The sequence below is a fragment of the Pantoea sp. B270 genome (assembly GCF_018726825.1).
Lineage (GTDB): Bacteria > Pseudomonadota > Gammaproteobacteria > Enterobacterales > Enterobacteriaceae > Pantoea > Pantoea dispersa.
Genome location: NZ_JAHCSX010000001.1, coordinates 716,478 through 742,270, shown reverse-complemented (window position 1 = coordinate 742,270; position 25,793 = coordinate 716,478). Strand labels below are relative to the sequence as shown.

The following is a 25,793-nucleotide window of genomic DNA, read 5'->3' as shown; positions in this document are numbered from 1 at the left end:
CCGCGTGCGCCAACCGATCGCCTTCGTGCCATCATTAGACGGTGACAACATCAATAAAACAAAGGACAGCAGCGTGGCGGTGCGGCATTTTTTTCTGGTTCTGATGGTGGTGTGCATCTGGGCGTTCAATAACGTGGCGATAAAGTGGGGATTGCTGGAGCTTCCGCCGCTGTTTCTGACCTGGATGCGCTTTGTGGTGGTGGCTATCGTGCTGGTGCCGTTTTGCCGCATCACGCGCGCCCAGCTGCCGTGGCTGCTGACGCTGGCGTTTACCTTTGGCTTCATGCACTTTTCGCTGCTGTTTGTCGGCATGCGCTATACCGATGCCGGCACCGGCGCCATTGTGGTCCAGCTGGGCACGCCGATTGCCATGCTGCTGGCGATGGTGGTGCTGAAGGAGAAACTGCGGCTGGTGCAGCTGTGCGGTATCGCCATCTCGCTGGCCGGCGTGGTGGTGCTCTCCGGCAGCCCGACAATTCCGGCGTGGTGGGTGCTGTGTATTCTGCTGTGCAGCGCCACCGGCTGGGCGGTGAGCAACATGATTGTGAAAAAGTCGCCGCCGATTAAACCGCTGACGCTCACCGGCTGGATCTCCTTCCTTGCAGTGCCGATTGTCGGCGCGGCCTCGTGGCTGACCGAATCGCAGCAGTTTACCGCGCTGAGTCAGGCCGGCTGGCGCGGCTGGTTTGGCATCCTGTACAGCGCCCTCGCCTCGTCGATTGTCGCCTACACGCTGTGGTACGCGCTGCTGAAAAAATATAACGTCAACCTGATCATGCCCTACTCGCTGCTGACGCCGGTGCTGGCGGTACTGATGGGCGTGCTGGTGCTGGGTGACAGCATGAACAGCTTCAAAATCCTTGGAGCCTCGCTGGTGGTGCTGGGGACGGCGATTGCGGTGATTAACCTGCGTAACCTGCGCATGCATGCCCGCTTTCCGCGCCTGCGCCGCCGCTAATCCACTCTGCTATGCTTGAAGCTCGCGTGTTTTCCGGAGGTTTAGCATGGATTCTCAACGCGCTGCCGCATTGTGGCAGCAACTGTGGCAGGGATTGCGGGGTGCGGAACACGCGCCGACGATCCACTTTCTTCAGACCGACAGCTTCCCCTCGGCTTTTGCCGTTAGCGAACTCGCCGCCACCAGCATCGGCCTCGCCAGCCAGGCGCTGAGCGATCTGCTGGAGCGTCCGGCCCCGGTCAGCGTCAACGCCCGGCTGGCCTCGCGCTGGTTTCAGCACAGCCTGACGCCGCTAAACCGTCCGCCAGCCGACCAGTGGGACGCGCTGGCCGGTGACTATCCGTGCGAGGATGGCTGGATCCGCCTGCACACCAACGCACCGCATCATCGCGCCGCCATGGCAAGCGTGCTGGGCGAGCACGCCGATCGGTCATCGCTGGCGGCGGGGGTGGCACGCTGGCAGGGACACGCGCTGGAGCAGGCCGTGGTCGACGCCGGCGGCTGTGCCGCCTGGATGCGCAGCGCACAGCAGTGGCAGCAGCACGCGCAGGGGCTGGCGGTAAGCGAAGAAGCGCTGATTGCCCAACGGGCAACCGGCGAAGCGCCCACGCCGGGCTGGGCGCTGCTGCCGGCGCGACCGCTGCTGGGCGTGCGGGTGCTGGATCTGACGCGCATCATTGCCGGACCGGTAGCGACCCGCTTTCTGGCCAGCCTCGGCGCGCAGGTGCTGCGCATCGATCCGCCCGGCTGGCGTGAACCGACGCTGGAAGAGGAGATCAACTGCGGCAAACGCTGCGCGCAGCTGGATATCACAACCCGCGCCGGGCGCGATCAGTTGATTACGCTGCTGCAGCATGCGGATGTGCTGGTGCACGGCTATCGCGCGGACGCACTGGAAAAGCTGGGGCTGGATGCGGAGAGCCGTCAGCGGCTGGCGCCGGGGCTGGTGGATGTCAGCCTCAACGCCTGGGGCTGGCACGGGCCGTGGCGCAACCGGCGCGGTTTTGACAGCCTGGTGCAGATGGCCTGCGGCATCGCCGAACAGGGCATGCGCTGGCAGGCCGGCGTTAAACCGACGCCGCTGCCGGTGCAGGCGCTGGATCACGCCACCGGCTATATGATGGCGGCCGCGGTGCTGGAAGGATTACGCCAGCGCCACGTTAACGGCACCGGCTGGCAGGCGCGTTTGTCGCTGGCGCGCACCGCGCTGTTGCTTCAGCAGCACGGCGCAGCGCCACAAGGCGAACAGCGCGGCATTACGCCGCAGCCGCACGATGCGCTGAGCGCGCTGGAGATCAATCGCTGGGGGATTGGCGAGCGCCTGCGCGCCGCGGCTTATCTGCCCGGTACGCCGATGCTGTGCGCTTCACCGGCGCAGCTGCCCGGCAGCAGCCATCCCTGCTGGTGACGACTCAGGCGTCGTCGCCCTCTTCACGCAGTTCGTCATACATCGCCTGAATCGCCTCACGGCTCAGCGCCGCCAGCGTGCGATAAAACGCGGTGGTGGCGTGGGCTTCCACTTTACCGAGGAAGGCGCCGCACCACGGCAGCAGGTAGTCATCGAACAGCGCCAGCTGGGCCGCCGCCTCATCTTCTGCAGACTGATCTTCCAGCCAGGAGGCCGCCAGCAGCAGCACGCCAAAGTGATCGGCCGGCGACTCGCTCAGTGGCATACCGCGTGAGGTTAAAAACGCCCGCACCTCGGCTTCCTGCGGTCCGTTCGGCCACTGTGAGGCGTACGGCGGTACGCTGCAGTCGCTGCCGACGAACAGCGCGTTGTAATCCGCCGCCAGCGCCTGCGGATCGCTATTCTGCTGCAGCCGGGTCAGCAGTTCATCCTGCTCCAGCGGCCACTGATCTTTCAGTTTGCCTTCGCGCAGCAGGGTGAACAGCGGCACCAGCAGCGGGTCCTGCGGCTGGCGATTAAACAGCGAGCCGATGACGCGGCAGAGAATGGAAAACTCATTCATGCAACAGAATTCCTTGAGGCAAAAAAGTTAAAAGTCGGCAAATTCCGCAATGTGTTTGCCGGTGCGCTGTTCGAGAAAGTCGAGCAGGCGACGCGGCGTGACATTTAACACGCGATCCTGCGGAAAATCCACTTCGCGCGTAATACGCAGGCAGTGTTCGAAATCACCGAGGGTAAAGGCGGTGTGCGAATCGGAGCCAAACGCCAGCCGGCCACCGGCGTCACGCACCGCTTCCGCAATCGCACGGCAGTTAGGTTCACTGCCCGGACGCGAATGGGTAAATGACGAGTTGTTGATCTCCAGCGCCACATCGTAGTGCGCGGCGGCTTCCGCGATGGCGCGAATATCCACCGGAAATTTTGGGTTGCCCGGATGACTGATGATGTGCACCAGTCCGCTGGCCATGGTGGCGATCATCGCTTCGGTGTGGTGAGCCTTGTCGCGCGGCGCATAGACCGGCTCATGGAAGCCGGCGACGATCAAATCCAGCGCATCCAGCATCGGCCCGCTGCAATCAATCTCACCCTGCTGATTTTTGATGTTGGCTTCAATGCCGCGCAGCACGCCGACGCCGTCAATCACGCGCGGCCAGATGCGCATATTGACAAAATGCCAGTAGTGCGGCGCATCGGCCATGTCCGGACCGTGATCGGTAATGGCGAACAGCTTCAGGCCGTTCTGTTTCGCCTGAGCGACGTAATCGTGCAGCGTGCTGTACGCATGGGTGCTGGCCACGGTGTGCATATGTAAATCGACGGGATACATCCTCTTCTCCTCTGCTGAATTAATAGCCGCGCTGGCGATCGACCAGACCGCGCGGCTGTTGGCCCTGCTCCAGTGCCGTGATGGCACCGGCGATATAGTCCATCGCCTCATGCGGCAAGGTGGTGGCGGCATTATGCGGGGTAATCATGACACGCGGATGAGACCACAGCGGACTCGCGGCCGGCAGCGGTTCCACCTGGAATACGTCCAGCGCTGCGGCGGCCAGCTGACCGCTCTCCAGCGCCGCCAGCAGATCGGCCTCCACCACGTGCGCACCGCGCGCGAGATTGAGGAAACAGGCACCGCGCGGTAGCGCGCTAAGAAACGCGCTATCGATCAGATTGCTGGTTTCCGGCGTAGCGGGCAGCAAATCAATTAATACCTGACTGTCAGCGAGAAAATCCGCCAGCTGGTCGCGGCCGTGAAAGGTGGTGACACCGGCTATCTGCTTCGGCGAGCGGCTCCAGCAGCGCAGCGGAAAGCCCCACTGGCGCAGGCTCTCCAGCACGCTGCGGCCGAGCACGCCTGCCCCCAGCACGCCAATGGTAAAATTAGCACGTTCGCGGTCCGGCAGCGGCTGCCATAGCGCCTGTCGCTGCTGCTGGTGATAGTCGGCGAAGCGGCGGAACCAGCCCAGCACGCACCAGTTCGCATACTCCTGCATCTGGCGTGCCATGCCGGTGTCTTCCAGCCGGTAGAGCGGCACCGCGTCAGCCAGCATCTCAGGGTGCGTGCGCAGCTGCCGCAAAATTTCGTCCACGCCGGCCCCCATGGCGAATACGCCACACAACGCCCGTCCCGCCAGCATCTCCACCGGCGGCGATCGCACAATGGCGTAGTCGGCAGGCGCACTGTCGCCCGGCTGCCACTGGCGGATGCGCACTTCCGGCAGTCGCTGGCGCATGCCGTCCAGCCACGGCTGCGGATTCAGTGACGGGTGATACCAGATGATCTCCATACTGCTCTCCTTTTTTTCTTTCAGCCTCAGTCAAATAGCGGCGCAGGGCAAGTAAAAACCCGCGCGGCACCGCAATTTTCCGGCGATTAATCGCGAAGGCTTCACATTTCCGCCGCTGCAAAAGGCTAAGCGGCGCGTTAACGTCTAAAGTTGTTCGGGTGGTCAATGCGTTAGCGCACCACCTTTTCGGACAAGGAGAAAAACCGATGATAAAAAATGTAGTGTTTACGCCTGCGCGTCTTACCCTATTGCTCAGCGCGTCGCTGCTGAGCGCGTCTGCTGTGCACGCTGAGGATAACAGCCGCATGCTCAGCGCCCAGCCGCAGCCGCCGGATGTGCGACTCGGCCCACTATTCAGTGCCGTGCAGCAGGCCAGATTTTATCCGGACCAGAAAACCTTTGCCGATGCGGTCCCCAAATATGACCCGGCGTCGATTCTCGCCGACTGGCAGATGCAGAAAAATCAGCGTAATTTCGATCTCAGGCGCTTCGTGGATACCAACTTCACCCTGCCCAAAGCGCAGGATAAATACGTGCCGCCCGCCGGCCAGAGCCTGCGCGCGCACATCAATGGTCTGTGGCCGGTGCTGACGCGCAGCACGCCAACGGCCAGCCAGTACGATTCGCTGCTGCCACTGCCGAAACCGTACGTGGTGCCAGGCGGGCGTTTCCGCGAAGTCTATTACTGGGACAGCTACTTCACCATGCTCGGGCTGGCAGAGAGCGGCCACTGGGATCGGGTGCAGGATATGGTGGACAACTTCGCCAGCGAGCTGGACAAGTACGGCCACATCCCCAACGGCAACCGCAGCTATTATCTCAGCCGCTCGCAGCCGCCGTTCTTCAGCCTGATGGTGGATTTGCTGGCCAGCCACAAGGGAGACGATGTCTACCGCCAGTATCTGCCACAGCTGCAAAAAGAGTATGACTACTGGATGGCGGACAGCGACAAGGTGGCTGCCGGCCAGGCGAGCAAGCGCGTGGTGAAACTGAGCGACGGCACCCTGCTCAATCGCTACTGGGATGACCGTGACGTGCCGCGCACCGAATCCTGGCTGGACGATGTCAACACCGCGAAAAAAGCGCCTGAGCGCAATAAACAGCAGGTGTATCGCGATCTGCGCGCGGGCGCCGCCTCGGGCTGGGACTTCAGCTCACGCTGGTTCACCGATGCGCACAATCTGGCCTCGATTCGCACCACCCAGTTGGCCCCGGTTGACCTCAACAGCCTGCTGTTCCACCTGGAGCAGACGCTGGCGAAAGCCGCGAAGCTGGCAAAACAGAATGATAAAGCGCAGCAGTTTGCGGCGGATGCAGAGAAGCGCCAGGCGGCGATCAATCGTTACCTGTGGGATGACAAACAGGGCTGGTATGCCGACTACGATTTCCAGAAAAAGCAGGTGCACAATCAGCTCACCGCCGCCACGCTGTTCCCGCTGTATATGCAGCTGGCGGGCGACAAACAGGCGGAACGTACCGCCGCCGCCGTGGAAAAACAGCTGCTGAAACCGGGCGGGCTGGTCACCACGACGGTAAACAACGGCCAGCAGTGGGATGCGCCTAACGGCTGGGCCCCGCTGCAGTGGGTAGCGGTCGAAGGTCTGGAGCACTATAAGCAGAACCAGCTGGCGCAGCAGATTGGTCTGCGCTTCCTGCAAAATGTGCAGCAGACTTACGATCGCGAGCACAAACTGGTCGAGAAGTATGTGGTCGACGGTGCCCAACTGGGCGGTGGTGGCGGTGGCGAGTATCCGCTGCAGGACGGTTTTGGCTGGACTAACGGCGTAACGCTGAAGCTGCTGGATAAGTATTGTCCGAAAGATAAAACCTGTAACAGCACACGTGACATCCCCTCAATGCCGACGCTAAACGCGGCGAAATAACCCTGACGTCAGGTGCGCCGCCGTGCGCACCTGCTTCTCAGGCCCGATGCCACAGCCAGGCGATGACCACGCCCGGCGCTGCGGCATCCCCCTGCGCATCACACTTTTCCATTACTTATCTTTTACATCTTGAAACACCCCTTGCTAAAAGATAATAATTCTCAATCTTAAAATGACTCTTTTTCTCATCATTAACCGCCGCGCTGGTATGGTGCGGCTTTTGTTCTCAGCCAAAGGAATCATTATGACCGCGCTGTTCCCCCTTAACCGTGGCCGGCTGCTGTGCACGCTGGCGCTGGCGTTTCCGGCACTCGGCGTAGCCGAACCCTCTCTGGTGGTCACCGCACAGCCGCAGGAGAGCGCCACCTCGCCTACGGCGGGCTATCTCGCCACCCGCAGCGGCGCCACGAAAAGCGATCGTCCACTCGTCACCACGCCGCAGTCCATTTCCGTGGTGACGCGTCAGCAGATTGACGATCAGGGCGCGCAGGATCTGAACCAGGCGCTGGGCTATACCCCGGGGGTTTTCACCAACTTTGGTGGCGCGGCCACGCGTTACGACACCATTTCGCTGCGCGGTTTCCACGGCGGTGACGTCGACAACACCTTCCTTGACGGTCTGCGCGTGATGAGCGACGGCGGCAGCTTCAACATCCTGCAGGTGGATAACTGGTTCCTTGACCGCATCGACGTAATTAAAGGCCCCTCTTCTGCCCTTTATGGTCAGACGGTGCCGGGCGGACTGGTGAACATGGTCACGAAGCGACCGCAGTTTGCTTCACAGGGCCATTTACGCTTCGCCACCGGTAGCAATGCCAGCAACAGCGCCGCCTTTGATTACACCGATGCGATTAACGATCAATGGGCGTACCGCCTGACCGGCATCACGCGCAACAGCGATACCCAGTACGACCACACGCGCGAAGAGAAATATGCGCTGTCACCCCAGCTGCTGTGGCAGCCGGATGAAGACACCAGCCTGCTGCTGCGTGCTTATCTGCAAAAAGATCCCTCAGGCGGCTATCACGGCTCGGTGCCGGCGGAAGGCACGCTGTACAGCCACAATGGCCGCTGGCTGAGCGACGGCTTTTATGAGGGCGACAGCGCGCTGGATCAGTTCAAACGTCATGAGCAGATTTACGGCTACGACTTTTCGCACCGTTTCGATGAGGTATGGTCGGTGCACAGCACCGGCAGCTACAGCCATTCCAACGTGGCGCTCGACCAGGTGTACCAGATTGGCTGGAACAGCGACAATCCGGACCTGCTCAATCGCTACTACTCCGGTGAGCGCTCTTCGCTCAGCGCGTGGGCGACTGATAACCAGCTGCAGGCGGAGTTTGCCAGCGGTGCGCTGCAGCATCGCGTCACGCTCGGCGCGGAGTATCACCGCTACAAAAATGATCTGAGCGACGCCAGCGGCGCTGCCTCACCGCTGAATGCCTGGAGCGGCGAGGCCATCGGCAGCCAGCCGGATTACCTCTGGACAGCGCAGACGCGCCGCTACTATCAGAGCGGCCTCTATCTGCAGGATGAGATGGCGTGGCAGCGCTGGCATCTGGATTTGTCTGGTCGCTATGACCGCATCGTGTCAGAGAATGGCAATAGTCGTCGTCAGGACGATCACGTCAGCGGCCGCGCCGCGCTGCTGTACGCCTTTGATAACGGCGTGTCGCCGTACGTCAGCTGGAGCCAGGCGATTACCCCGGCTTCGCTGACCGATCCCGACGGGAATCAGCTAAAACCGACCACCTCAGAACAGTATGAAGCCGGGGTGAAATACCAGCCGAACGGCACGCGCGATCTCTACAGCGTGGCCCTGTACGATCTGACGCAGAACGATGTGGCCAACCGTAACGTGCAGGACGGCACCTACACCCCGTCCGGCAAAGTGCATGCACAGGGCATTGAACTGGAGGCGCGCAGCCAGCTGACCGAACGGTTCAGCACCGTCGCCGGTTATACGCTCAACCATCTGCGCTTTAAGGATTCCGTGGACGGCAACGATGGCCATACGCCGTACGTCACGCCAAATAGCATGGCGTCGCTGTGGGGGCATTATCAGTTTGATTACGGCCTGAGCGCGGGTGCCGGGGTGCGCTATATTGGCCGCCAGTGGGCCGATAACGAAAACACCACCCGTTTGCCGTCGGTGACCCTGTTTGACGCCTCGCTGCGCGCCGATCTGGGCGCGTGGCAGTCGAGCCTGAAAGGTGCCTGGCTGCAGCTGAATGCCCGCAATCTGACGGATAAAAAGTATCTGGCAGCCTGCTACGGCACCGGTTACTGCTATCGCGGCGCGGAGCGGACGCTGACCGCCACAATCGGCTACGATTTCTGACGACATAAAAAAATCCGCAGCCCCGGACGGGACTGCGGATCTTGTTGAATCGTGATTTGGCGTCAGCTGCGGACTTTACGGTAGATCCACAGCACCACAATGGCACCGATCACCGCGACCACAAAGCTGCCAAAGTTGAAACCGTCAACCCGGCCAAAGCCGAACAGGGTACTGATCCAGCCGCCCACCACCGCACCGACAATCCCGAGTACCACGGTCAAAATAAATCCGCCGCCATCTTTACCTGGCATGATCCATTTAGCGATAATCCCGGCAATCAGACCAAAAATAATCCATGAAAGAATACCCATTTGCTGCTCCTTACGTTATGAATCAAGGTGTTCATCGCGCTAAGTATAGCCGGGAATTTTTTCTCTGCTACATCAACATCATGATGAATTCGTTCACGCCGGCTAAAGCTTTTACCGCCCCGGTCGATAACCGACGAAGAGCAGTGGCACTCGTAAAATAGCAATCGGACAGGTGGAGCAGGACGTGAAAGACGCCGATAAAGAACAATATCTCAAGCGCGGTACGCTGGCGGTGTTGAACGTGATGAAGGATTTGTTGCGTTATCAAACCCTGCTGATGGTCAATTTCTCCCGTGGTCAGTTCATCAGCCGGCTGCTGGCTGCGGATGAAGATCGGGTGATTTTTGATCTCGGCAGCAACGCGCTGGACAATGATTTGGCACTGCAGGGTGGCGAAGTGAATATTGCGGCCGAAACCCACGGTGCCAAAGTGGAGTTTGGGCTGCAGGAATTAACCCGCATCGATTATGACGGCCTGCCCGCCTTTGCCGCCGCGCTGCCCGACCTGGTGTGGCAGATTCAGCGCCGGGAATTCTTTCGCGTCAACGCGCCGCTCGAACCAGTATTCTACTGCCACAGCCAGTGGCCGGACGGCAGCACCGCGCGCTTTCGCCTGCAGGATCTGTCGCTCGGCGGCGTCGGCGTGTTGCTGGATGAGGCGCTGCCGGAAGGTCTTAACCGTGGCGATACCTTCAAAAAGCTGCGCGTTGAGCTGGGCGAGTATGGCCAGTTCGAAGTGACCGCACAGCTGCTACACATCGGCGAGCGCAGCACCGTGACCAGCAAGAACGAAACCCGCATCACGCCGCGACTCAGCTTCCGTTTTACCGCCATCGAACCGGTGCAGGAGCGTCAGCTGCAGCAGGTGATTTTTGCGCTGGAGCGGCTGGCGCGCGACAAGGCCAATCGCTTCCAGTAAACCGCCGGCGTCCCGCGCGACGCCAGCGTAGTCTATGCTTTCTCCTTGCACATTCTTTTCACCGGCTCCCAGCAAGGAGATTCTCCCCAATGGAAAACTGGCTTTCTGCCCATCGTTTACAACTTATCTTTCTCAATCAAAACTTCTGGATTAATAGCGCCATTATCGTGTGTGGCACGCTGATTGTTTACTGGCTGCTGCGCACCGTCATTCGTTTTGTCTCTAACCGTATCGCCCACTACAGCGAACAGCGCCACGTGCGCTTCACCGGCATTCTGGTGGAGATTCTGCGCAGCACCAGTCAGCTGCTGCTGCTGATCTTCTCGCTGCTGATCACCCTGAAATTTGTCGATCTGCCGGACAGCTGGAGCGTCGCCATCGCCCACGGCTGGTTCCTGGCGCTGATTCTGCAGCTCACGCTGTGGATCGACGGCGGCATTCGCCTGTGGCTGCACTCGTTGCTGCGCGATCCGCTGCACGTGCGCAATCCGGTCACCACGGTGATCCTAGGTATTCTGCTGCGCGTCGTGGTGTGGGTGATGATGCTGCTGGCGATCCTCTCCAATATGGGGATCAATATCACCGCGCTGGTGGCCAGCCTCGGCGTCGGCGGTATCGCCATCGCGCTGGCGATTCAGACGGTGCTGAGCGATGTGTTCGCTTCGCTGGCGATTGGCTTCGATAAGCCCTTTGAGCACGGCGACTTTATTGTGTTCGGCGACATCGCTGGCTCCATTGAGCACATTGGCCTGAAAACCACCCGGCTGCGCAGTCTCGGCGGCGAACAGATTGTCTGCTCCAACACCATTCTGCTGCAGCAAACCATCCACAACTACAAACGCATGCAGCAGCGGCGCATCGTGTTTAAGTTCGGGATTAATTACGGCACGCCGGCGGAGAAAGTGCGGCAGATTGGCGGCATGGTGCAACGCATCATTGAAGGCGTGCCGGACACGCGTTTCGATCGCGCCCATTTCCTGTCGTTTGACGAATCGCAGCTGACGTTTGAGGTGGTCTATTTCGTGCTGAGCGCCGATTACAACAAATACATGGACATCCAGCAGGAGATTAACCTGCAACTGATGGCGCAGCTGGAGCAGAAACAGATTCGTTTCGCCTTCCCGATGCGCCGCGTGGAGTTCACCGGCGGCGTGCTGCCGCGCATTAACCTCAGCGATGCCTCAAATGAGGCTGCGGCAGAGCGCGCACAGCACTGAACCCGCCAGCGGTATTAGCCGATGGTGCGATAGGCGGTGGTGACTTTCCACAGATAGCGCGGCGCCTGGGCGGCCGGATGCTTGTTCTGCACGTGCTGGTAGAACTCATCCGGCGTCATGGCGTTGATCATTGCAATGGCGCGATCGCGGTCGCGCGAGAAGGTGCGCAGCAGCGCGCCGGCGCCGTTGGCATAGGAAACAATGGTGGCATAGCGCAGCGTCAGCGGATCGCGAATGCCCGCCAGTGCGGAATCCTGCAGAATCCGGATATAGGCCGCGCCGATATCAATATTTTTCGCCGGGTCGCGCAGTTCGGAATTACTCGGCTGGCCGTGGCGTCCCTGTGCGCGATACACCTCGCGCCCGGCGGTGGCGGCTTTGATCTGCATCAGCCCGACCGCGTTAGAACGGCTTACCACGGTTGGGTTGCCCCCGGATTCGACACTAATAATGGCGCTGATCAGCTTCTCATCAACGCCATAATGACTGGCGGCATCTTCGGTAAACAGTGACCATGCATCATTCACTTTCGACGGCGGCGCCTGGGTTAATGGCGTATTCTTCTCCGGCGTCACCGGTTTTTCCGGCTCGCTGGCACAGCCAGCCAGCAGCAAAGCAGACAGCATAAGTAGTCGAATTTTCACTGATTTTCGGTTCCGCTATAAGATTGGCGCAAGCTATCATAACCATGACGGTAAAAGGTAAAATTACCGTTTATCCTAAATACGTAAAAAACCTTGTGCTACCGTGACTTCGGTAACGCATTTCGTCATCATCGGCAGGCCAACAGACAGCAGGATGGAAGTTATGCTCGCCCCTCGTTCAATACGCCTCATCGCCCCCTCCGGTTATTGCCACAATCAGGACGCCGCCCGCCGCGCGGTGGAGCGCCTGCAGGCGGAAGGCCATCAGTTGCAAAACCCGGAAGCCATTACGCGCCGCTGGCAGCGTTTCGCCGGTGATGACGCGCAGCGCCTGCAGGATGTGAATGCACTGGCGTCGCTGGCGTCGCTGCCGGATATCGTACTGGCGGTGCGCGGCGGCTATGGTGCCTCACGCCTGCTCGATCACCTCGACTATGTGGCGCTGCAGCGTCGCCTGCTTAATCAGCCTGTCGCGCTGTGCGGCCACAGTGATTTCACCGCTATTCAGCTGGCGCTGCTGGCGCAGACCGGGCTGATCACCTTCAGCGGACCGATGCTGGCCGGCAATTTTGGCGCGGAGGCTTTATCTGAATTTACCGTCAGCCACTTTTGGCAGGCGCTAACATCTCCTACAGTCAATCTGGCGTGGCACAGCGCCAGTCCGGATCGCGGCCGCTGGCAGGGCACGCTGTGGGGCGGCAATCTGGCGATGATCTGCTCCCTGATTGGCACGCCGTGGCTGCCGCAGATTGAAGACGGCATTCTGGTGATCGAGGATGTGAATGAGCATCCGTTCCGCATTGAGCGTATGCTGATTCAGCTGCAGCAGAGCGGTATTCTGGCGCGCCAGCGAGCCATTGTCACCGGCAGCTTCACCAGCACCGCCCTGTCCGATTACGACAATGGCTTTGATTTCGCCACGGTGTGGCAGCGGTTGCGTGATGAGTACCAGATTGCGGTAATCAGCGATCTGCCGTTTGGCCATGATGCCGATACCGTGACGCTGCCGCTCGGCGCCAGCGCCACGCTTGAGATTGACCAGGGCGCCGCGCGGTTAGCCTTTACCGGCCATCCGGCGTTGCGCTGACGTGTTGCCGCAGGAGACCGCTATTGAAGCCGCTGTACGATGACTTGTGGATCTCCACGCCGGAATTTCCCGCCGAAGAGACGGCAAATGATTTAATGATGCACGGGTTTATGCTGCGCCATCCGCGCGGCAACCTGTTAATTGGCCGCGTTGAGCAGCTGCTGGATCATGAAGTGCTCGCGGACGCGGGCGGCGTGATTCGCCACTATTTTACCCACTGGCACGAAGCCGCGCCGGGCGCGCGGGCCATTCAGCAGCGCTTCAATAGTGCGCTGTATTGCCACAGCCGATCGCTCGGCCCGGTGAGCCTGGTGATTGAGCCGGACGAAACCTTCACGCATCAGGACGTGCACTTTGGCGACTTTCACCTGCTGCCCACGCCGGGCCACACGCCGGGCAGCTGCAGCTACCTGTATCACTCACCGCTCGGCCAGACCTACCTGTTTGTCGGCGACACCCTTACGCGGGATTACCATCGCTGGATCAGCGTGCTGGTGCCGGACAGTAATCCTGCGGAGCTGCAGCAGTCGCTGGAGCTGTACCGCTCGCTGCGTCCGGATGTAGTGCTGATGAGCACCACGCGCGGACATCTCTCCTGGGCGAAGGTCGATTTACAGAGCTGGCTGGCCGCGATTGACGAAGCGGAACAGTCGCCGCTGGATCTGCGCCAGCAGCCACTGCTGTGATTACAGCGTCTTGCTCAGATAGTGACGCTGATGTTCGCGCGGATAATGATCAAGGCTAAAACGTAGCGTATAGCCAAGCTTTTCATAAAACGGCCGCGCCTGAAAGCTGGCGGTATCCACCTGCGCGTAACGGCAGCCGCGTGCGCGGGCTTCCTGTTCGGCAGCCTGAATCAGCTGGCTGCCGGCGCCCTGCCCGCGTAATCCATCGCTGACCCACAGCATATCAATACGTAACCAGTTGCCATAGGTTGAGCCCGTCAGTCCCGCCAGCTTTTTCCCGGCGCCGTCTTTAATGAACACACCGATGGCTTTCATCTCATTGATGTCAATAAAGCGGCTGTTGAAGGCGTTCAGGCCGAGGCGCATTTCATCCAGGTCCTGATGCGTGACGCTATCCGTAACGCTTAATTGCATGGTCGGCTCCTTGTGGCGGCATTATGAAGAGGGGTGCTGGCGGTCGTCGTAGCGCTCCAGCGACAGAATATCAGCATCGCGTTTTTCCGTGCGGTTGCAGGGCAACAGCTTATCGCTGTCGGCGTAGACGAAAAAGGTTTCGCCGCTGTTTTTATTCACGATCAGCTGATCGCCATTGCGGAAACGGGTAATGGCGACCTTATCGCCGTCCTGCAGATGCGTGCGCTGCTGCCCGGCGGCAATCTGGAAATGCCGGGTTGGCCACATCAGCGTGCTGAGCCCGTAGGCGGCACGCGATACCGTCATGGTGGGGCGGCCCGGGCAGGTAATCTGGAATTCGCTTTCGCTCCACGCGGGGGCAATCTGGCAAGCCATCAGGAGCGCGGCAAGGGTTATCGCCTTCATGGGGTTCTCCACTGAGGTTAGATCATGATTTTACAGGAATTTAATTGGCCAGAGGGTAACATACAACCGCCGCCGGTGCGGTAATCTGCGACCGCGGGTCAGCCACTGCGGGCAGGAAGAACGCCTCCACATCGCTGATTTTGTGAGGTTTTATGCGATCGGGATATCTTTGTAACGAGTTAAGTAAAATGCGCTAAGATCGCGTCAGGAGGATGTTATGCGAGATGAACAGGCATTATTCGCGCGGCTGGCGCAATCGCCGTTTCGCCGCCGCTTCCATTTAGGCGCGAAAGAGCGGCAGTACTGTATTGAGAAAGGCCCGGCGGTGATCGATCAACATGCGGCCGATTTTATCCAGCAAAGACTGGCCGCAGCCGAACCAAAGAATGATGGCAAACAGACGCCAATGCGCGGCCATCCGGTATTTATCGCCCAGCACGCCACGGCAACCTGCTGCCGCGGCTGTCTGGCAAAATGGCATGGCATTGCTGCGCATCAGCCGTTAACGGCAGAGCAGCAGCAATATATGGTGCGGGTGATTCACCGCTGGCTGGTGGGTGAAATAAATGGTTAAGACCGGGATGGGATGGAGCTACTCTGCCGCGACCTGCGCGGCCACCAGCATCAGCGCCAGTCCGGCATCGTCTGGATCGAAACGCTGCATAACTTCATGGATCGCCGTCACGCAGTTCATCACCTGCTGTTTTTTGTCGGCGTCTAACTTATCAATCGCGTGCTGAAGAATCATTAAACTGGCTTCTTCTTCTCTCATGGATTTACCCTTGTTTTGCTTACCTGGTGCGCAACGCTGGCAAGAATAACGTTTATCTGCTAGCAAAGTCACCCCTTTACATGCTTACCGCTTAACGATTAAACAAATGGCAAATGGGCAGTGGCGTCAGACATGCTATGATCGGATCAGTGGCGCGCATCGTCAGGCCAGCATAAATCAGGGAATGCACCAGGAACAGGACCATGTTAAGACTCAGTTTTCTACTCACAGTTATCCTGCTGGCTGGCTGCAGCTCCACGCCGAAAGGCGTCGATTGCCCCGGCGAGGTCGCAACGCTCTATGGTCAGTCGCTGGGCCAAACCGAAGGGCGCATTTTCGATTTGGTGAATTCGTTTTCGGTGGCGCGCGATGGCGTAACGATGAGCAGCGGCGCACTGCACTCCACCGACCGTTTCCGCTATGTCCCTTCTGCCGTGACGCCCGAAGGCTTTTATGCACAGCGGCTCAGCGACAAGCAGTTCCGCCTGATCAACCCGGCGCGTAACACCATGATTACCTGGACGTGTCCATAAGCCGTGCGTGGCGCGCGCAGATGGTTTATTGTCAGCGTTTGTCATGCTGCGGACCTGCATTATGGAAAAGAGTCTGGACAATAACGGTTATATCGATTTCCCCTTTCCGGCCACCCGAGACGCGGATGGCTCGGTCAACCCGTGCGGTTTTGACCTGACGCTGGAAACCGATCGCATTGATGAGATCACCGCCGGTAAACATTCTGAAAATTTGCGTCGTCTGCTGGAAGAGGTCAATCTGCAGGATGGCCTGTTTATGACGCTGGCCTGTGACTGGCAGCAGCGCGCAGACGGCGTGTGCGGCTTTCTCGATGTGGCGTTCCGCCCCACGCTGGACTGTAGCAGCGAAGAGACACAGAGCCTCGATCAGTTCTTTGAGATGTATCTGCGCCGCCAGGAGCAGCAGCACAGCATGCCGCGCGACGCGCTGGTCAACTATGCGCGCGCGGTGCTGGACTGGAGCTGGTCGCCGCTGCAGCAGCGCCATCGCCGCTATGAGAAGGTCACCATTCGCTATTACTGCCAGCAGGCAGACGATGCCGAATGGTGTTTTGATCATCTGCGCCACTTCCTGGTGAGCTGGTACCCGGCGTATCGCGGCCAGCAGTGAGGGCGTCCGCGTGACGCCCTGCGCTTACGGCCGTACCAGACGAATCGCGTGCTCGAGCATACGCTGTTCATCGCGTTCGTCGTGGGCGCGATCGTGGCGCGTACGCTGCAGCAAACGGGCAATCTCCTCCCGTCTGGTTTCATGACCGCACTCGGAAAGGACAATCACCGCATCGCCAATCACCCGGCAAACTTCATCGTAATCGTCTTCATTCAGGATATCGCGTTTCATTTCTCCTCCGTTCAGTGAGCGCTGCGTGAGGTTGGCGCAGCTTAGCGTGGTCCTTACCAGGTATGGACAGCAATGCCGATTCCTGCAAACCACTGTTACATCCTGAAAAGCCACCAGGTTGCTGGTCTGCACTTCTCTGTCTACGCTGAAAGAGACATTCACCACTCTCAGGGAGTCAATATGACCGATAAAGCGGAAGCAAAATTGAATGAAGCGGCGGGTGCCGTACAGGAAAAATTTGGCGAGTTCACCGGTTCACGCCGCCATCAGGCACGCGGTGCCGCTCGACGCTATCCGGCGCAGGCCAGTTATGCGGTGCAGGATGCAGCAGACTGCGTGGTGAGATCGGTACGCGACAACCCGGCGACCGGGCTGGCCGTTGCCGCCAGCATCGGCGTGATTGTCGGTTTCCTGCTGGGCCGTAAATAATCCCCGGCGATCGGGGCCCGTGCGGCCCCGATACTCAATGCCGCTGCGGCACGCCGTCCCGTCGTTCCTGAATATGTTCATCCGGCGTTTCGGCGACATCTGCCGTACTGCTGTGCCCGGCAAGGTGGCGCCCATGCTGTCCCGCTATCACCACAGGCCCTACCGGTAATTGTGCACTGGCCGCCAGTGATAGCAGCAATAAAAACCATCCCGTCAGTAACGTTCTTCCCATCCTGCCCGCCTTACACGCTGATTAGTGAGCGCTCAGCTTGCCGGATGTCATGCAAATTAGCGTCAGCGCGACGCAAAGCTATGTCGGCAGTTGTGAATAATCAGGCCTGTGCGCGCCGCGCTTTGTAAAGCGCCACCATGGTCATTAATGCCTGATAAATCAAACCGGCATACAGGCTCATGACAATCATCATGCCCGGCGTTTTGCCCTGTGCCTGCCAGGATACAAACCACATAAAAATGCCCCACAGCAGGGAAAAAATCAGCCAGCCTTTTACAAACTTGATTACACCTTGCATAGCACCTCCGGATTGATGAAGGCTGAAGATAGCGGTTCAGCCAGCAAATGGCACGCGCGCCGGTGCCGGGATGTTAACTGTTTCAAAGTTTTACGCAAACCACTATCGCAGCGGGAAAAAGCCGTGGAAAACAGCACGCAGAACGCAGCATCAACGGGTGCCTGTCACGGCCGTCCCGGTTAGTTTGGCCATGACCCGCCGATGTGATGGCAGAGACCGCCTTGCATCAGTGTGTATTGTGTGTATAATTTCACCTACAGGAAGTCCGATGAAGAGCGCGACGCTGATTAAACTGCTGCAAAAGAATGGCTGGAAGCTGGAGCGCATACGCGGCAGTCATCATCAGTTCTCACATCCGGATTTTGCTCATCTGATCACCGTGCCGCATCCGCAGAAGGACATGAAGACAGGCACGCTGATGCAGATTCTGAAAGACGCCAGGCTGGATTGATCCATGCTGGTTTTATTCCGCTTGCTCAGAGGTGACATGATGCTGTTTCCCGCTTTGGTAGAGATTGACGCTGACGGCTCGGCCAGTGGTTATTTCCCGGATGTCACCGGCTGTTATTTTGCCGGTGATACGCCCGAGCAAACGCTGCAGGATGCGCAATCTGCGCTGCATGCCCACTTTGAACTGATGGCGGAGAAAGGCTTATTGATTCCGGAGCCGGCGCAGCACTGGCAGCAGGAATTTAGCCAGCCCGGCGTGTGGATCTACGTTGATATTGATGTCACCCGCTATCTGGGCAAATCCGAGCGCATCAATATCACTATGCCGCATCTGCTGATTGAGAAGATCGATAAGATGGTCAGTAATAACGCGCGCTACAGCAGCCGCAGCCATTTTCTTGCCGAGGCGGCACGCAAAGCGCTGGTCTCGTAGCAACACTTTTGCGCACGCGTCGCTTATCGTCCGTGGCCGCTTTATGTTTGAATTCCCGCCTCAACCGGCCGGCATGTGGTTAAAATGAATTACTTACGCGACATACAAACGTTTATTGAAGGCAACACGGTGCTCTCCGCCACCTTCAGCCTGCTGCTGTTACTGGTTGCCGGCATGGTCACCCATCTGATCTGCAAGTTCTTCGTGGTAAAAGTGGTGCGCCGCGTGTTCTTTAGCACGCATAAAAACCAGGTGCCGCTGGATAAAGACGTCCGACTCTCAGAAAAGCTGTCGAATTTTATTCCGGTGATCACCGTCTATTACCTGCTGCAGTTTATGCCGGACCTGCCCGAGCATCTGCTGATCGCGGTGAAAACCATCTGCGGCATTCTGTTTTTTGTATATCTGTCGCTGTTCTTTAACGAAGTGCTGGAGATCGTTAATAACTCCTATTCGCGTAAGTCGAAGCGTAAGAACCACTCGATAAAAGGCTATATCCAGATCGGTAAGATCCTGGTGCACATCATTTCCGCCATCATGATTCTGGCTATCATGTCGAACAAATCGCCGGTGATTATCATCTCCAGTCTGGGTGCGGTCGCGGCGGTATTGATGTTAGTGTTTCAGCACACCCTGCTGTCGCTGGTGGCCAATATTCAGGTGTCATCGAACGATGTGCTGCAGCTCGGCGACTGGATTGAAATGCCGGATAACGGCATCAGCGGTGAAGTGATTGATATCGCTCTGCATACCATTACCATCCGCAACTGGGACAATACGCTGTCGCGGATCCCGACCAAAAATTTCCTGACCGAAACCTACACCAACTGGCAGGCGATGTTCTCCTCCGGCGCGCGGCGTATCATGCGCAGCTTTCATCTCGACCAGACCTCGATTCGCTTTCTCGATCAGCAAATGGTGCAGCAGATGAGCCAGATTCGCGGCGTCAGTGAGCAGCTTTCAATCCTGATGGATGGCCGCGATAGCAGCGTGGTCGGTGACCGCTGGTTTGCGGAAAACGGCATCACCAACCTCACGGTGTTCCGTCACTATCTCACCGCCTGGCTGGCGCAGCGCGACGATATTAAAAAAGATATGTATATCGTGGTGCGCGCGATGAAACCCTCACCGGAGGGATTGCCGGTAGAGGTTTATTGCTTTACCTCCTCGGTACTGTGGGTTGATTACGAAAATTCCCAGTCGGCGATATTTGAATTCATCTACGCCATTGTCGGTCAGTTTTCGCTGCGGATTTACCAGCATCCGGCCGGCAATGATTTCTGGCGTTTGTCGCAGGCGCGCGATAGCCAGATCGGTCAGTTACAGCCTCCGGCGGAATAAAGCCACGCATCGCACGGTCGTCATGCATGGCAAACCGGCGGTGACAGAAGTCCTTCCCGCTGCCAGCATAAAAAAAGGGAGCCCTGCGGCTCCCTTTCATGTTGCATTTGCTCAGGGCAAATTACATGTTCGCGATGATCGCGTCACCAAACTCAGAACATTTCAGCAGCTTAGCGCCGTCCATCAGACGCTCAAAGTCGTAGGTCACGGTTTTGGCAGCGATTGCGCCTTCCATGCCTTTAACAATCAGGTCAGCCGCTTCGAACCACTCCAGGTGACGCAGCATCATTTCTGCAGACAGGATCACGGAACCTGGGTTCACTTTATCCTGGCCCGCATACTTCGGTGCCGTACCGTGGGTAGCTTCGAACAGTGCGCACTCGTCACCGATGTTGGCGCCCGGTGCGATACCAATACCGCCTACCTGTGCCGCCAGGGCATCAGAAATGTAGTCACCGTTCAGGTTCATACAGGCGATAACGTCATACTCGGCTGGACGCAGCAGGATCTGCTGCAGGAAGGCGTCGGCGATCACATCTTTAACGATGATCTCTTTACCGGTGTTCGGGTTTTTGAACTTCATCCACGGACCGCCATCGATCAGCTCGCCGCCGAACTCTTCTTTCACCAGCTGGTAGCCCCAGTCTTTGAAAGAGCCTTCGGTGAACTTCATGATGTTGCCTTTGTGCACCAGCGTCAGGGAATCACGGTCATTGGTGATGGTGTATTCAACCGCGGCACGCACCAGACGTTTCGTGCCCTCTTCTGAACACGGCTTCACGCCAATACCACACTGCTGCGGGAAGCGAATTTTCTTCACGCCCATCTCTTCACGCAGGAATTTGATCACTTTGTCCGCTTCCGGCGTACCGGCTTTCCACTCGATACCGGCATAGATATCTTCGGAGTTTTCACGGAAGATCACCATGTCGGTATCTTCAGGACGTTTAACCGGGCTTGGCGTGCCTTTGTAGTAACGTACCGGACGCAGACACACGTACAGATCCAGTTCCTGGCGCAGTGCCACGTTCAGGGAACGAATACCGCCACCTACCGGGGTAGTCAGTGGGCCTTTAATGGCCACGCGGTACTCTTTGATTAAATCGAGGGTTTCCTGCGGCAGCCAGACATCCTGGCCATAGAGTTCGACGGATTTTTCGCCGGTGTAAATTTCCATCCAGGAAATTTTTCGCTCGCCGTTGTAGGCTTTCTTCACAGCGGCATCAACCACTTTCAGCATCACCGGGGAAACGTCAACCCCAATACCGTCACCTTCAATGTAGGGGATGATCGGGTTATTCGGGACATTCAGTTTGCCCTGATCCAGGGTGATTTTTTGACCTTCCGCCGGAACAACTACTTTGCTTTCCATTAACCTCTCCTTCGAGCGATTTTTTGTTAATGATTTGTAAGATGCGCGTCAATACTACTTGAATATTTCCGCCACGCCAATCACCGCAGTTTCGCGCTATAATGCGCCGATTGTTACCAACTGCAAAGCCCATGCGAAAAACTTCTCAACGAATTCACCAGCATAAGCGCCCTGCTGCCCCGGCGCGCCAGCCCGCGCGGCGTGACACGCGGCCAAAAGGTCCGCGTCGCGTCATACTCTTTAACAAACCTTTCGATGTTCTGCCGCAGTTCAGCGATGAGGCTGGCCGCCGCACGCTGAAAGATTTTGTGCCGGTGAGCGAGGTGTATGCCGCAGGCCGTCTCGACCGCGACAGCGAAGGGTTGATGATTCTGACCAACGATGGCGCACTGCAGGCGCAGCTGACGCAGCCGGGCAAGCGCACCGGCAAAATCTATTACGTTCAGGTGGAAGGCGTGCCGCAGGAATCAGATTTATCCCGCCTGCGCCGTGGCATCACCCTCAACGATGGCCCGACGTTGCCGGCGGGCGCAGAAGTGGTGCCTGAACCCGCATGGCTGTGGCCGCGCACCCCGCCGATTCGCGAGCGCAAAGCTATCCCCACCTGCTGGCTGAAAATCACGCTGTATGAAGGGCGCAATCGCCAGGTCCGAAGGATGACGGCGCACATTGGCTTTCCAACGTTACGCCTGATCCGTTTTGCCATGGGTAATTACCAGCTGCAGGATTTGGCACCGGGCGAATGGCGCGACATCAGCGACCGGACGTAGTTTATACATTTCGATAACGTCAGGTTAACTATTTGGGAGGAACGATGTTTAAACCTCATGTAACCGTCGCCTGTATGGTGCACGCGCAGGGCAAATTACTGGTGGTAGAAGAGCGCGTCGACGGCCGCGTTACCTGGAATCAGCCGGCCGGTCATCTTGAGGCCGATGAAACGCTGCTGGAAGCCGCGCAACGTGAGCTGTACGAAGAGACCGGCATCAGCGCGCAGCCCGACTATTTTCTCGGCGTGCAGCAGTGGATCGCCCCGGACCATACACCTTTTGTGCGTTTTCTGTTTGGCCTCGATCTGCCTGCCACCGTGACCACCACGCCACACGACAGCGATATTGACTGCTGCTGGTGGCTGTCGCCCGCGCAGATTCTCAGCGCAGAGACGCTGCGTTCGCCGCTGGTGGCCGAAAGCGTGCGGCTGTGGCAGCAGGGGGCCCGCTATCCGCTGCAGCTGATAGCCCCGTATCAGTGGCCGTTTCATGAGGGTGCGCACAACGCTTCCGCGTGATAGAATGCGCCGCCTGTTTTTATCGTAATCAAGAGTGCGTCATGTCTGACAACAGCCAGAAAAAAGTGATCGTCGGGATGTCCGGCGGCGTCGATTCTTCCGTTTCCGCCTGGTTACTGCAGCAGCAGGGCTATCAGGTTGAAGGCCTGTTCATGAAGAACTGGGAGGAAGACGATGGCGAGGAGTATTGCACCGCCGCTGACGATCTGGCTGACGCACAGGCCGTGTGTGACAAGCTCGGCATCAAACTGCACAAAATCAATTTCGCCGCTGAGTACTGGGACAACGTGTTCGAGCACTTTCTGGAAGAGTACAAGGCCGGACGCACGCCGAACCCGGATATTCTGTGTAACAAAGAGATCAAGTTCAAAGCGTTTCTCGAATTCGCTGCAGACGATCTCGGCGCAGACTACATTGCCACCGGCCACTATGTGCGCCGTGCCGATGTCAATGGCACCAGCCAGCTGCTGCGCGGTCTCGACGGCAACAAAGATCAGAGCTATTTCCTCTACACGCTCAGCCACCAGCAGATTGCACAGAGCCTGTTCCCGGTCGGCGAACTGGAGAAGCCTGAGGTGCGCCGCATCGCCGAACAGCTCGATCTGATTACGGCGAAGAAAAAAGACTCCACCGGTATTTGCTTTATCGGCGAGCGTAAATTCCGCGACTTCCTCGGTCGTTACCTGCCGGCCCAGCCGGGCGTCATCGAAACCGTTGACGGTGAAGTGGTCGGTGAACACCAGGGGCTGATGTATCACACCCTGGGTCAGCGTAAAGGGCTGGGCATCGGCGGACGCAAAGAGAGCAATGACGATCCGTGGTATGTGGTCGACAAAGATGTCGCGCGCAATACGCTGATTGTCGCACAGGGCGGCGATCATCCGCGCCTGATGTCGGTGGGCCTGATAGCACAGCAGCTGCACTGGGTCGATCGCCAGCCAGTGACTGCAGCGCTACGCTGCACGGTGAAAACCCGCTATCGTCAGAGCGACATTCCCTGCGAGATCATTCCGCACGGCGACGATCGCATTGAAGTGCGTTTCGATGAGCCGGTCGCGGCCGTCACTCCGGGCCAGTCCGCGGTATTTTACCTCGGTGACGTGTGCCTTGGTGGCGGTATTATTGAACAGCGCCTGCCGCTGACAGAGGCCTGAGTCGGCACTGCCGACGCGTCTACAGGAGTGAAGCGTGGCTAAAAACTATTATGAGATAACGCTGGCGCTGGCCGGCGTTTGCCAGGCAGCCCATCTGGTGCAGCAGCTGGCACACCAGGGGCACTGCAACAACGCGGCGCTGCAGGTGTCGCTGCGCAGCCTGCTGGATTTAAATCCAGGCTCAACGCTGGCGGTGTTTGGCAACGATGAAGCCAACCTGCGCCCCGGGCTGGAAGCGCTGATGGCGGTGCTGAACAGCGGCAGCCGGCAGGGTGCCAGCGCCGACCTGACGCGTTATACCCTGAGCCTGATGGTGCTGGAGCGTAAACTGCACGGTAACAAAACCGCGCTAAACACCCTGGCGCAGCGCATCGGCCAGCTTGATCGTCAGCTGGCGCATTACGAACTGGAATCAGACACCATCACCAGCGCTATGGCCGGCATTTACGTCGATGTGATTAGCCCGCTCGGCCCGCGCATTCAGGTGACCGGCTCACCGCAGGTGCTGCAGAATTCGCAGGTGCAGAGCAAAGTTCGCGCTGCGCTGCTGGCCGGTATCCGCGCGGCGGTGCTGTGGCAGCAGGTCGGCGGCGGTCGTCTGCAGCTGATGTTTGCGCGCCAGCGTCTGCTGCGCGAAGCGAAAACCCTTTTATCCCGGCTGGGTCCGGCGTATTAAGCGCCGCCCTGCCCTATATTGTTAACGATTCAGGAGTTGCACTGATGGAATTATCCTCTCTGACCGCCGTCTCACCTGTCGATGGTCGTTACGGCGATAAAGTCAGCCCGCTGCGTGCGATTTTCAGCGAGTACGGTTTGCTGAAATTCCGCGTTGAGGTTGAAGTTCGCTGGTTACAGAAACTGGCCGCGACCGCAGAGATCAAGGAAGTTCCTGCATTTGATGCCGACGCAAACGCTTTCCTTGATGCAATTGTCGCCGGTTTTAGCGAAGAAGATGCAGCGCGTATCAAAACCATTGAGCGCACCACCAACCATGACGTGAAAGCCGTAGAGTACTTTCTGAAAGAGAAAGTGGCCAACGTGCCGGCGCTGCATGCGGTGTCTGAGTTTATCCATTTCGCCTGCACCTCCGAAGATATCAATAACCTGTCACACGCGCTGATGCTGGAAACCGCACGCCGCGACGTGATCGTGCCGTTCTGGAACCAGATCATCACCGCCGTGAAGGGACTGGCGCAGGAGTATCGCAACATTCCGCTGCTGTCGCGCACTCACGGTCAGCCGGCAACGCCGTCCACCATGGGCAAAGAGATGGCCAACGTGGCCTACCGCATGGAACGCCAGCTGCGTCAGCTTAGCAAGGTGGAAGTGCTGGGCAAAATCAACGGCGCGGTGGGCAACTACAATGCGCACATCGCCGCTTATCCGGAAGTGGACTGGCATCAGCTGAGCGAGCAGTTTGTGACCTCACTGGGCATCAGCTGGAACCCGTACACCACGCAGATCGAGCCGCATGACTACATCGCCGAGCTGTTTGACTGCATCGCGCGCTTCAATACCATCCTGATTGATTTTGACCGCGACATCTGGGGTTACATCGCCCTGAACCATTTCAAACAGAAAACCATTGCTGGCGAAATTGGCTCTTCAACCATGCCGCACAAGGTTAACCCTATCGACTTCGAAAACTCCGAAGGGAATCTGGGGCTGGCCAATGCGGTGATGCAGCACCTGGCCAGCAAACTGCCGGTATCACGCTGGCAGCGCGATCTGACCGATTCTACCGTGCTGCGTAACCTCGGCGTCGGCGTCGGCTATGCATTGATCGCCTATCAGGCCACGCTGAAAGGTATCTCCAAGCTGGAAGTGAACCGCGATCGCCTGCTGGACGAGCTGGATCACAACTGGGAAGTCCTGGCTGAGCCGATCCAGACCGTGATGCGCCGCTACGGCATTGAAAAGCCGTACGAGAAGCTGAAAGAGCTGACGCGCGGCAAGCGCGTGGACGCAGCCGGTATGCAGGCGTTTATCGACAGCCTGGAACTGCCGGAAGCAGAGAAAGTGCGCCTGAAGCAGATGACGCCAGCCAACTACCTCGGCCGCGCGATTCAGATGGTTGACGACCTGAAGTAAT

The 25,793-nt window shown here is 58.5% G+C and carries 31 protein-coding genes; 20 read left to right on the top strand and 11 right to left on the bottom strand.

From position 1 onward, the window contains the following. Positions 1-73 precede the first annotated feature (73 nt). Positions 74-958 carry a DMT family transporter gene (locus tag KOL70_RS03635; protein ID WP_166710260.1) on the top strand — a complete coding sequence of 295 codons (885 nt, stop codon included), beginning with the start codon at positions 74-76 and terminating at the stop codon, positions 956-958. 46 nt (positions 959-1,004) lie between these two features. Further along, positions 1,005-2,366 (top strand): CoA transferase, encoded by a 1,362-nt coding sequence (locus KOL70_RS03630; protein ID WP_215480222.1) that lies wholly within the window; start codon positions 1,005-1,007, stop codon positions 2,364-2,366. A 4-nt stretch (positions 2,367-2,370) separates the two neighbouring features. Here the strand turns inward: KOL70_RS03630 and KOL70_RS03625 are convergent, their stop codons facing one another. From KOL70_RS03625 to ghrA, 3 genes are read right to left on the bottom strand one after another with little or no spacing between them, the layout of a single operon-like run. Further along, a complete protein-coding gene (locus KOL70_RS03625; RefSeq protein WP_021506350.1) occupies positions 2,371-2,928 on the bottom strand; it encodes a molecular chaperone in 558 nt (185 codons plus the stop codon). Between the two features lie 27 nt (positions 2,929-2,955). Further along, positions 2,956-3,693 (bottom strand): phosphatase, encoded by a 738-nt coding sequence (locus KOL70_RS03620; protein WP_021506351.1) that lies wholly within the window; start codon positions 3,691-3,693, stop codon positions 2,956-2,958. Between the two features lie 19 nt (positions 3,694-3,712). Continuing rightward, positions 3,713-4,651 carry a glyoxylate/hydroxypyruvate reductase GhrA gene (gene ghrA, locus KOL70_RS03615; protein ID WP_125309314.1) on the bottom strand — a complete coding sequence of 313 codons (939 nt, stop codon included), beginning with the start codon at positions 4,649-4,651 and terminating at the stop codon, positions 3,713-3,715. A gap of 206 nt (positions 4,652-4,857) precedes the next feature. Here ghrA and treA point away from each other — a divergent pair, with 206 nt between their 5' ends. Then, complete coding sequence (treA, locus tag KOL70_RS03610; protein ID WP_215480221.1) at positions 4,858-6,534, top strand: alpha,alpha-trehalase TreA; 1,677 nt, start codon at positions 4,858-4,860, stop codon at positions 6,532-6,534. Positions 6,535-6,778: 244 nt separating this feature from the next. Next, on the top strand, positions 6,779-8,875 hold the full coding sequence (locus KOL70_RS03605; protein WP_215480220.1) for a TonB-dependent siderophore receptor: 2,097 nt from the start codon (positions 6,779-6,781) through the stop codon (positions 8,873-8,875). Between the two features lie 62 nt (positions 8,876-8,937). Here KOL70_RS03605 and KOL70_RS03600 read toward each other — a convergent pair whose 3' ends face one another. After that, positions 8,938-9,186: a GlsB/YeaQ/YmgE family stress response membrane protein gene (locus KOL70_RS03600; protein WP_021506355.1), complete on the bottom strand. Its 249-nt coding sequence runs from the start codon at positions 9,184-9,186 to the stop codon at positions 8,938-8,940. A gap of 184 nt (positions 9,187-9,370) precedes the next feature. Between KOL70_RS03600 and KOL70_RS03595 the strand changes: the two genes are divergently transcribed. After that, the gene (locus KOL70_RS03595) at positions 9,371-10,105 is read left to right on the top strand and encodes a flagellar brake protein (RefSeq protein WP_166709972.1); all 735 of its coding nucleotides are present in this window, start codon (positions 9,371-9,373) and stop codon (positions 10,103-10,105) included. A gap of 89 nt (positions 10,106-10,194) precedes the next feature. Continuing rightward, positions 10,195-11,322, top strand: a complete 1,128-nt coding sequence (locus tag KOL70_RS03590) for a mechanosensitive ion channel family protein (RefSeq protein WP_215480219.1) — start codon at positions 10,195-10,197, stop codon at positions 11,320-11,322. A 14-nt stretch (positions 11,323-11,336) separates the two neighbouring features. Here KOL70_RS03590 and emtA read toward each other — a convergent pair whose 3' ends face one another. Then, on the bottom strand, positions 11,337-11,966 hold the full coding sequence (emtA, locus tag KOL70_RS03585) for a membrane-bound lytic murein transglycosylase EmtA (protein ID WP_072208977.1): 630 nt from the start codon (positions 11,964-11,966) through the stop codon (positions 11,337-11,339). A gap of 163 nt (positions 11,967-12,129) precedes the next feature. On the opposite strand from emtA, the gene ldcA reads away from it, so the two are divergent. Then, a complete protein-coding gene (gene ldcA / locus KOL70_RS03580; protein WP_215480218.1) occupies positions 12,130-13,053 on the top strand; it encodes a muramoyltetrapeptide carboxypeptidase in 924 nt (307 codons plus the stop codon). Positions 13,054-13,076: 23 nt separating this feature from the next. Next, positions 13,077-13,739, top strand: coding sequence for an MBL fold metallo-hydrolase (locus KOL70_RS03575; RefSeq protein WP_215480217.1), 663 nt, complete (start codon positions 13,077-13,079; stop codon positions 13,737-13,739). Here the strand turns inward: KOL70_RS03575 and KOL70_RS03570 are convergent, their stop codons facing one another. Both KOL70_RS03570 and KOL70_RS03565 read right to left on the bottom strand, forming a co-directional pair. Beyond that, positions 13,740-14,153, bottom strand: a complete 414-nt coding sequence (locus KOL70_RS03570) for a GNAT family N-acetyltransferase (protein ID WP_058757613.1) — start codon at positions 14,151-14,153, stop codon at positions 13,740-13,742. A 21-nt stretch (positions 14,154-14,174) separates the two neighbouring features. Next, positions 14,175-14,558: a hypothetical protein gene (locus KOL70_RS03565; RefSeq protein ID WP_058780734.1), complete on the bottom strand. Its 384-nt coding sequence runs from the start codon at positions 14,556-14,558 to the stop codon at positions 14,175-14,177. 217 nt (positions 14,559-14,775) lie between these two features. Between KOL70_RS03565 and KOL70_RS03560 the strand changes: the two genes are divergently transcribed. Further along, on the top strand, positions 14,776-15,132 hold the full coding sequence (locus KOL70_RS03560) for a DUF4186 domain-containing protein (protein WP_010617204.1): 357 nt from the start codon (positions 14,776-14,778) through the stop codon (positions 15,130-15,132). 18 nt (positions 15,133-15,150) lie between these two features. Here KOL70_RS03560 and KOL70_RS03555 read toward each other — a convergent pair whose 3' ends face one another. Then, entirely contained in the window at positions 15,151-15,330 is a 180-nt protein-coding gene (locus KOL70_RS03555; protein WP_031279245.1) for a hypothetical protein, read from the bottom strand. Between the two features lie 203 nt (positions 15,331-15,533). Here KOL70_RS03555 and KOL70_RS03550 point away from each other — a divergent pair, with 203 nt between their 5' ends. Together KOL70_RS03550 and KOL70_RS03545 are read left to right on the top strand one after the other, a co-directional pair. Continuing rightward, entirely contained in the window at positions 15,534-15,863 is a 330-nt protein-coding gene (locus tag KOL70_RS03550; protein WP_215480216.1) for a hypothetical protein, read from the top strand. 61 nt (positions 15,864-15,924) lie between these two features. After that, entirely contained in the window at positions 15,925-16,473 is a 549-nt protein-coding gene (locus tag KOL70_RS03545; protein ID WP_215480215.1) for a hypothetical protein, read from the top strand. A gap of 24 nt (positions 16,474-16,497) precedes the next feature. Here the strand turns inward: KOL70_RS03545 and KOL70_RS03540 are convergent, their stop codons facing one another. Beyond that, positions 16,498-16,704 (bottom strand): DUF2767 family protein, encoded by a 207-nt coding sequence (locus KOL70_RS03540; protein WP_021506367.1) that lies wholly within the window; start codon positions 16,702-16,704, stop codon positions 16,498-16,500. A gap of 180 nt (positions 16,705-16,884) precedes the next feature. On the opposite strand from KOL70_RS03540, the gene KOL70_RS03535 reads away from it, so the two are divergent. Beyond that, positions 16,885-17,133: a DUF883 family protein gene (locus tag KOL70_RS03535; protein ID WP_021506368.1), complete on the top strand. Its 249-nt coding sequence runs from the start codon at positions 16,885-16,887 to the stop codon at positions 17,131-17,133. 332 nt (positions 17,134-17,465) lie between these two features. Here the strand turns inward: KOL70_RS03535 and KOL70_RS03530 are convergent, their stop codons facing one another. Continuing rightward, positions 17,466-17,663 (bottom strand): DUF6404 family protein, encoded by a 198-nt coding sequence (locus KOL70_RS03530; protein ID WP_215480214.1) that lies wholly within the window; start codon positions 17,661-17,663, stop codon positions 17,466-17,468. 268 nt (positions 17,664-17,931) lie between these two features. Between KOL70_RS03530 and KOL70_RS03525 the strand changes: the two genes are divergently transcribed. The 3 genes from KOL70_RS03525 (at position 17,932) to KOL70_RS03515 (ending at position 19,887) form a co-directional block, all read left to right on the top strand. Beyond that, the gene (locus KOL70_RS03525) at positions 17,932-18,114 is read left to right on the top strand and encodes a type II toxin-antitoxin system HicA family toxin (RefSeq protein WP_058757609.1); all 183 of its coding nucleotides are present in this window, start codon (positions 17,932-17,934) and stop codon (positions 18,112-18,114) included. A gap of 39 nt (positions 18,115-18,153) precedes the next feature. Next, the gene (locus tag KOL70_RS03520; protein ID WP_022548759.1) at positions 18,154-18,546 is read left to right on the top strand and encodes a type II toxin-antitoxin system HicB family antitoxin; all 393 of its coding nucleotides are present in this window, start codon (positions 18,154-18,156) and stop codon (positions 18,544-18,546) included. 84 nt (positions 18,547-18,630) lie between these two features. After that, on the top strand, positions 18,631-19,887 hold the full coding sequence (locus KOL70_RS03515; RefSeq protein WP_021506372.1) for a mechanosensitive ion channel family protein: 1,257 nt from the start codon (positions 18,631-18,633) through the stop codon (positions 19,885-19,887). A 121-nt stretch (positions 19,888-20,008) separates the two neighbouring features. Here KOL70_RS03515 and icd read toward each other — a convergent pair whose 3' ends face one another. Then, positions 20,009-21,259 carry an NADP-dependent isocitrate dehydrogenase gene (gene icd, locus KOL70_RS03510; protein ID WP_010617214.1) on the bottom strand — a complete coding sequence of 417 codons (1,251 nt, stop codon included), beginning with the start codon at positions 21,257-21,259 and terminating at the stop codon, positions 20,009-20,011. 131 nt (positions 21,260-21,390) lie between these two features. On the opposite strand from icd, the gene rluE reads away from it, so the two are divergent. The 5 genes from rluE to purB are packed head-to-tail and all read left to right on the top strand — an operon-like array spanning position 21,391 to position 25,792. Continuing rightward, positions 21,391-22,029, top strand: a complete 639-nt coding sequence (rluE, locus tag KOL70_RS03505; RefSeq protein ID WP_215480213.1) for a 23S rRNA pseudouridine(2457) synthase RluE — start codon at positions 21,391-21,393, stop codon at positions 22,027-22,029. A gap of 44 nt (positions 22,030-22,073) precedes the next feature. Next, entirely contained in the window at positions 22,074-22,547 is a 474-nt protein-coding gene (locus KOL70_RS03500; RefSeq protein WP_031279253.1) for an NUDIX domain-containing protein, read from the top strand. Between the two features lie 41 nt (positions 22,548-22,588). After that, on the top strand, positions 22,589-23,701 hold the full coding sequence (mnmA, locus tag KOL70_RS03495; protein ID WP_021506375.1) for a tRNA 2-thiouridine(34) synthase MnmA: 1,113 nt from the start codon (positions 22,589-22,591) through the stop codon (positions 23,699-23,701). A 34-nt stretch (positions 23,702-23,735) separates the two neighbouring features. Then, positions 23,736-24,377, top strand: coding sequence for a high frequency lysogenization protein HflD (gene hflD, locus KOL70_RS03490; RefSeq protein ID WP_021506376.1), 642 nt, complete (start codon positions 23,736-23,738; stop codon positions 24,375-24,377). A 44-nt stretch (positions 24,378-24,421) separates the two neighbouring features. Beyond that, on the top strand, positions 24,422-25,792 hold the full coding sequence (purB, locus tag KOL70_RS03485) for an adenylosuccinate lyase (RefSeq protein WP_215480212.1): 1,371 nt from the start codon (positions 24,422-24,424) through the stop codon (positions 25,790-25,792). Position 25,793: the final 1 nt, after the last annotated feature.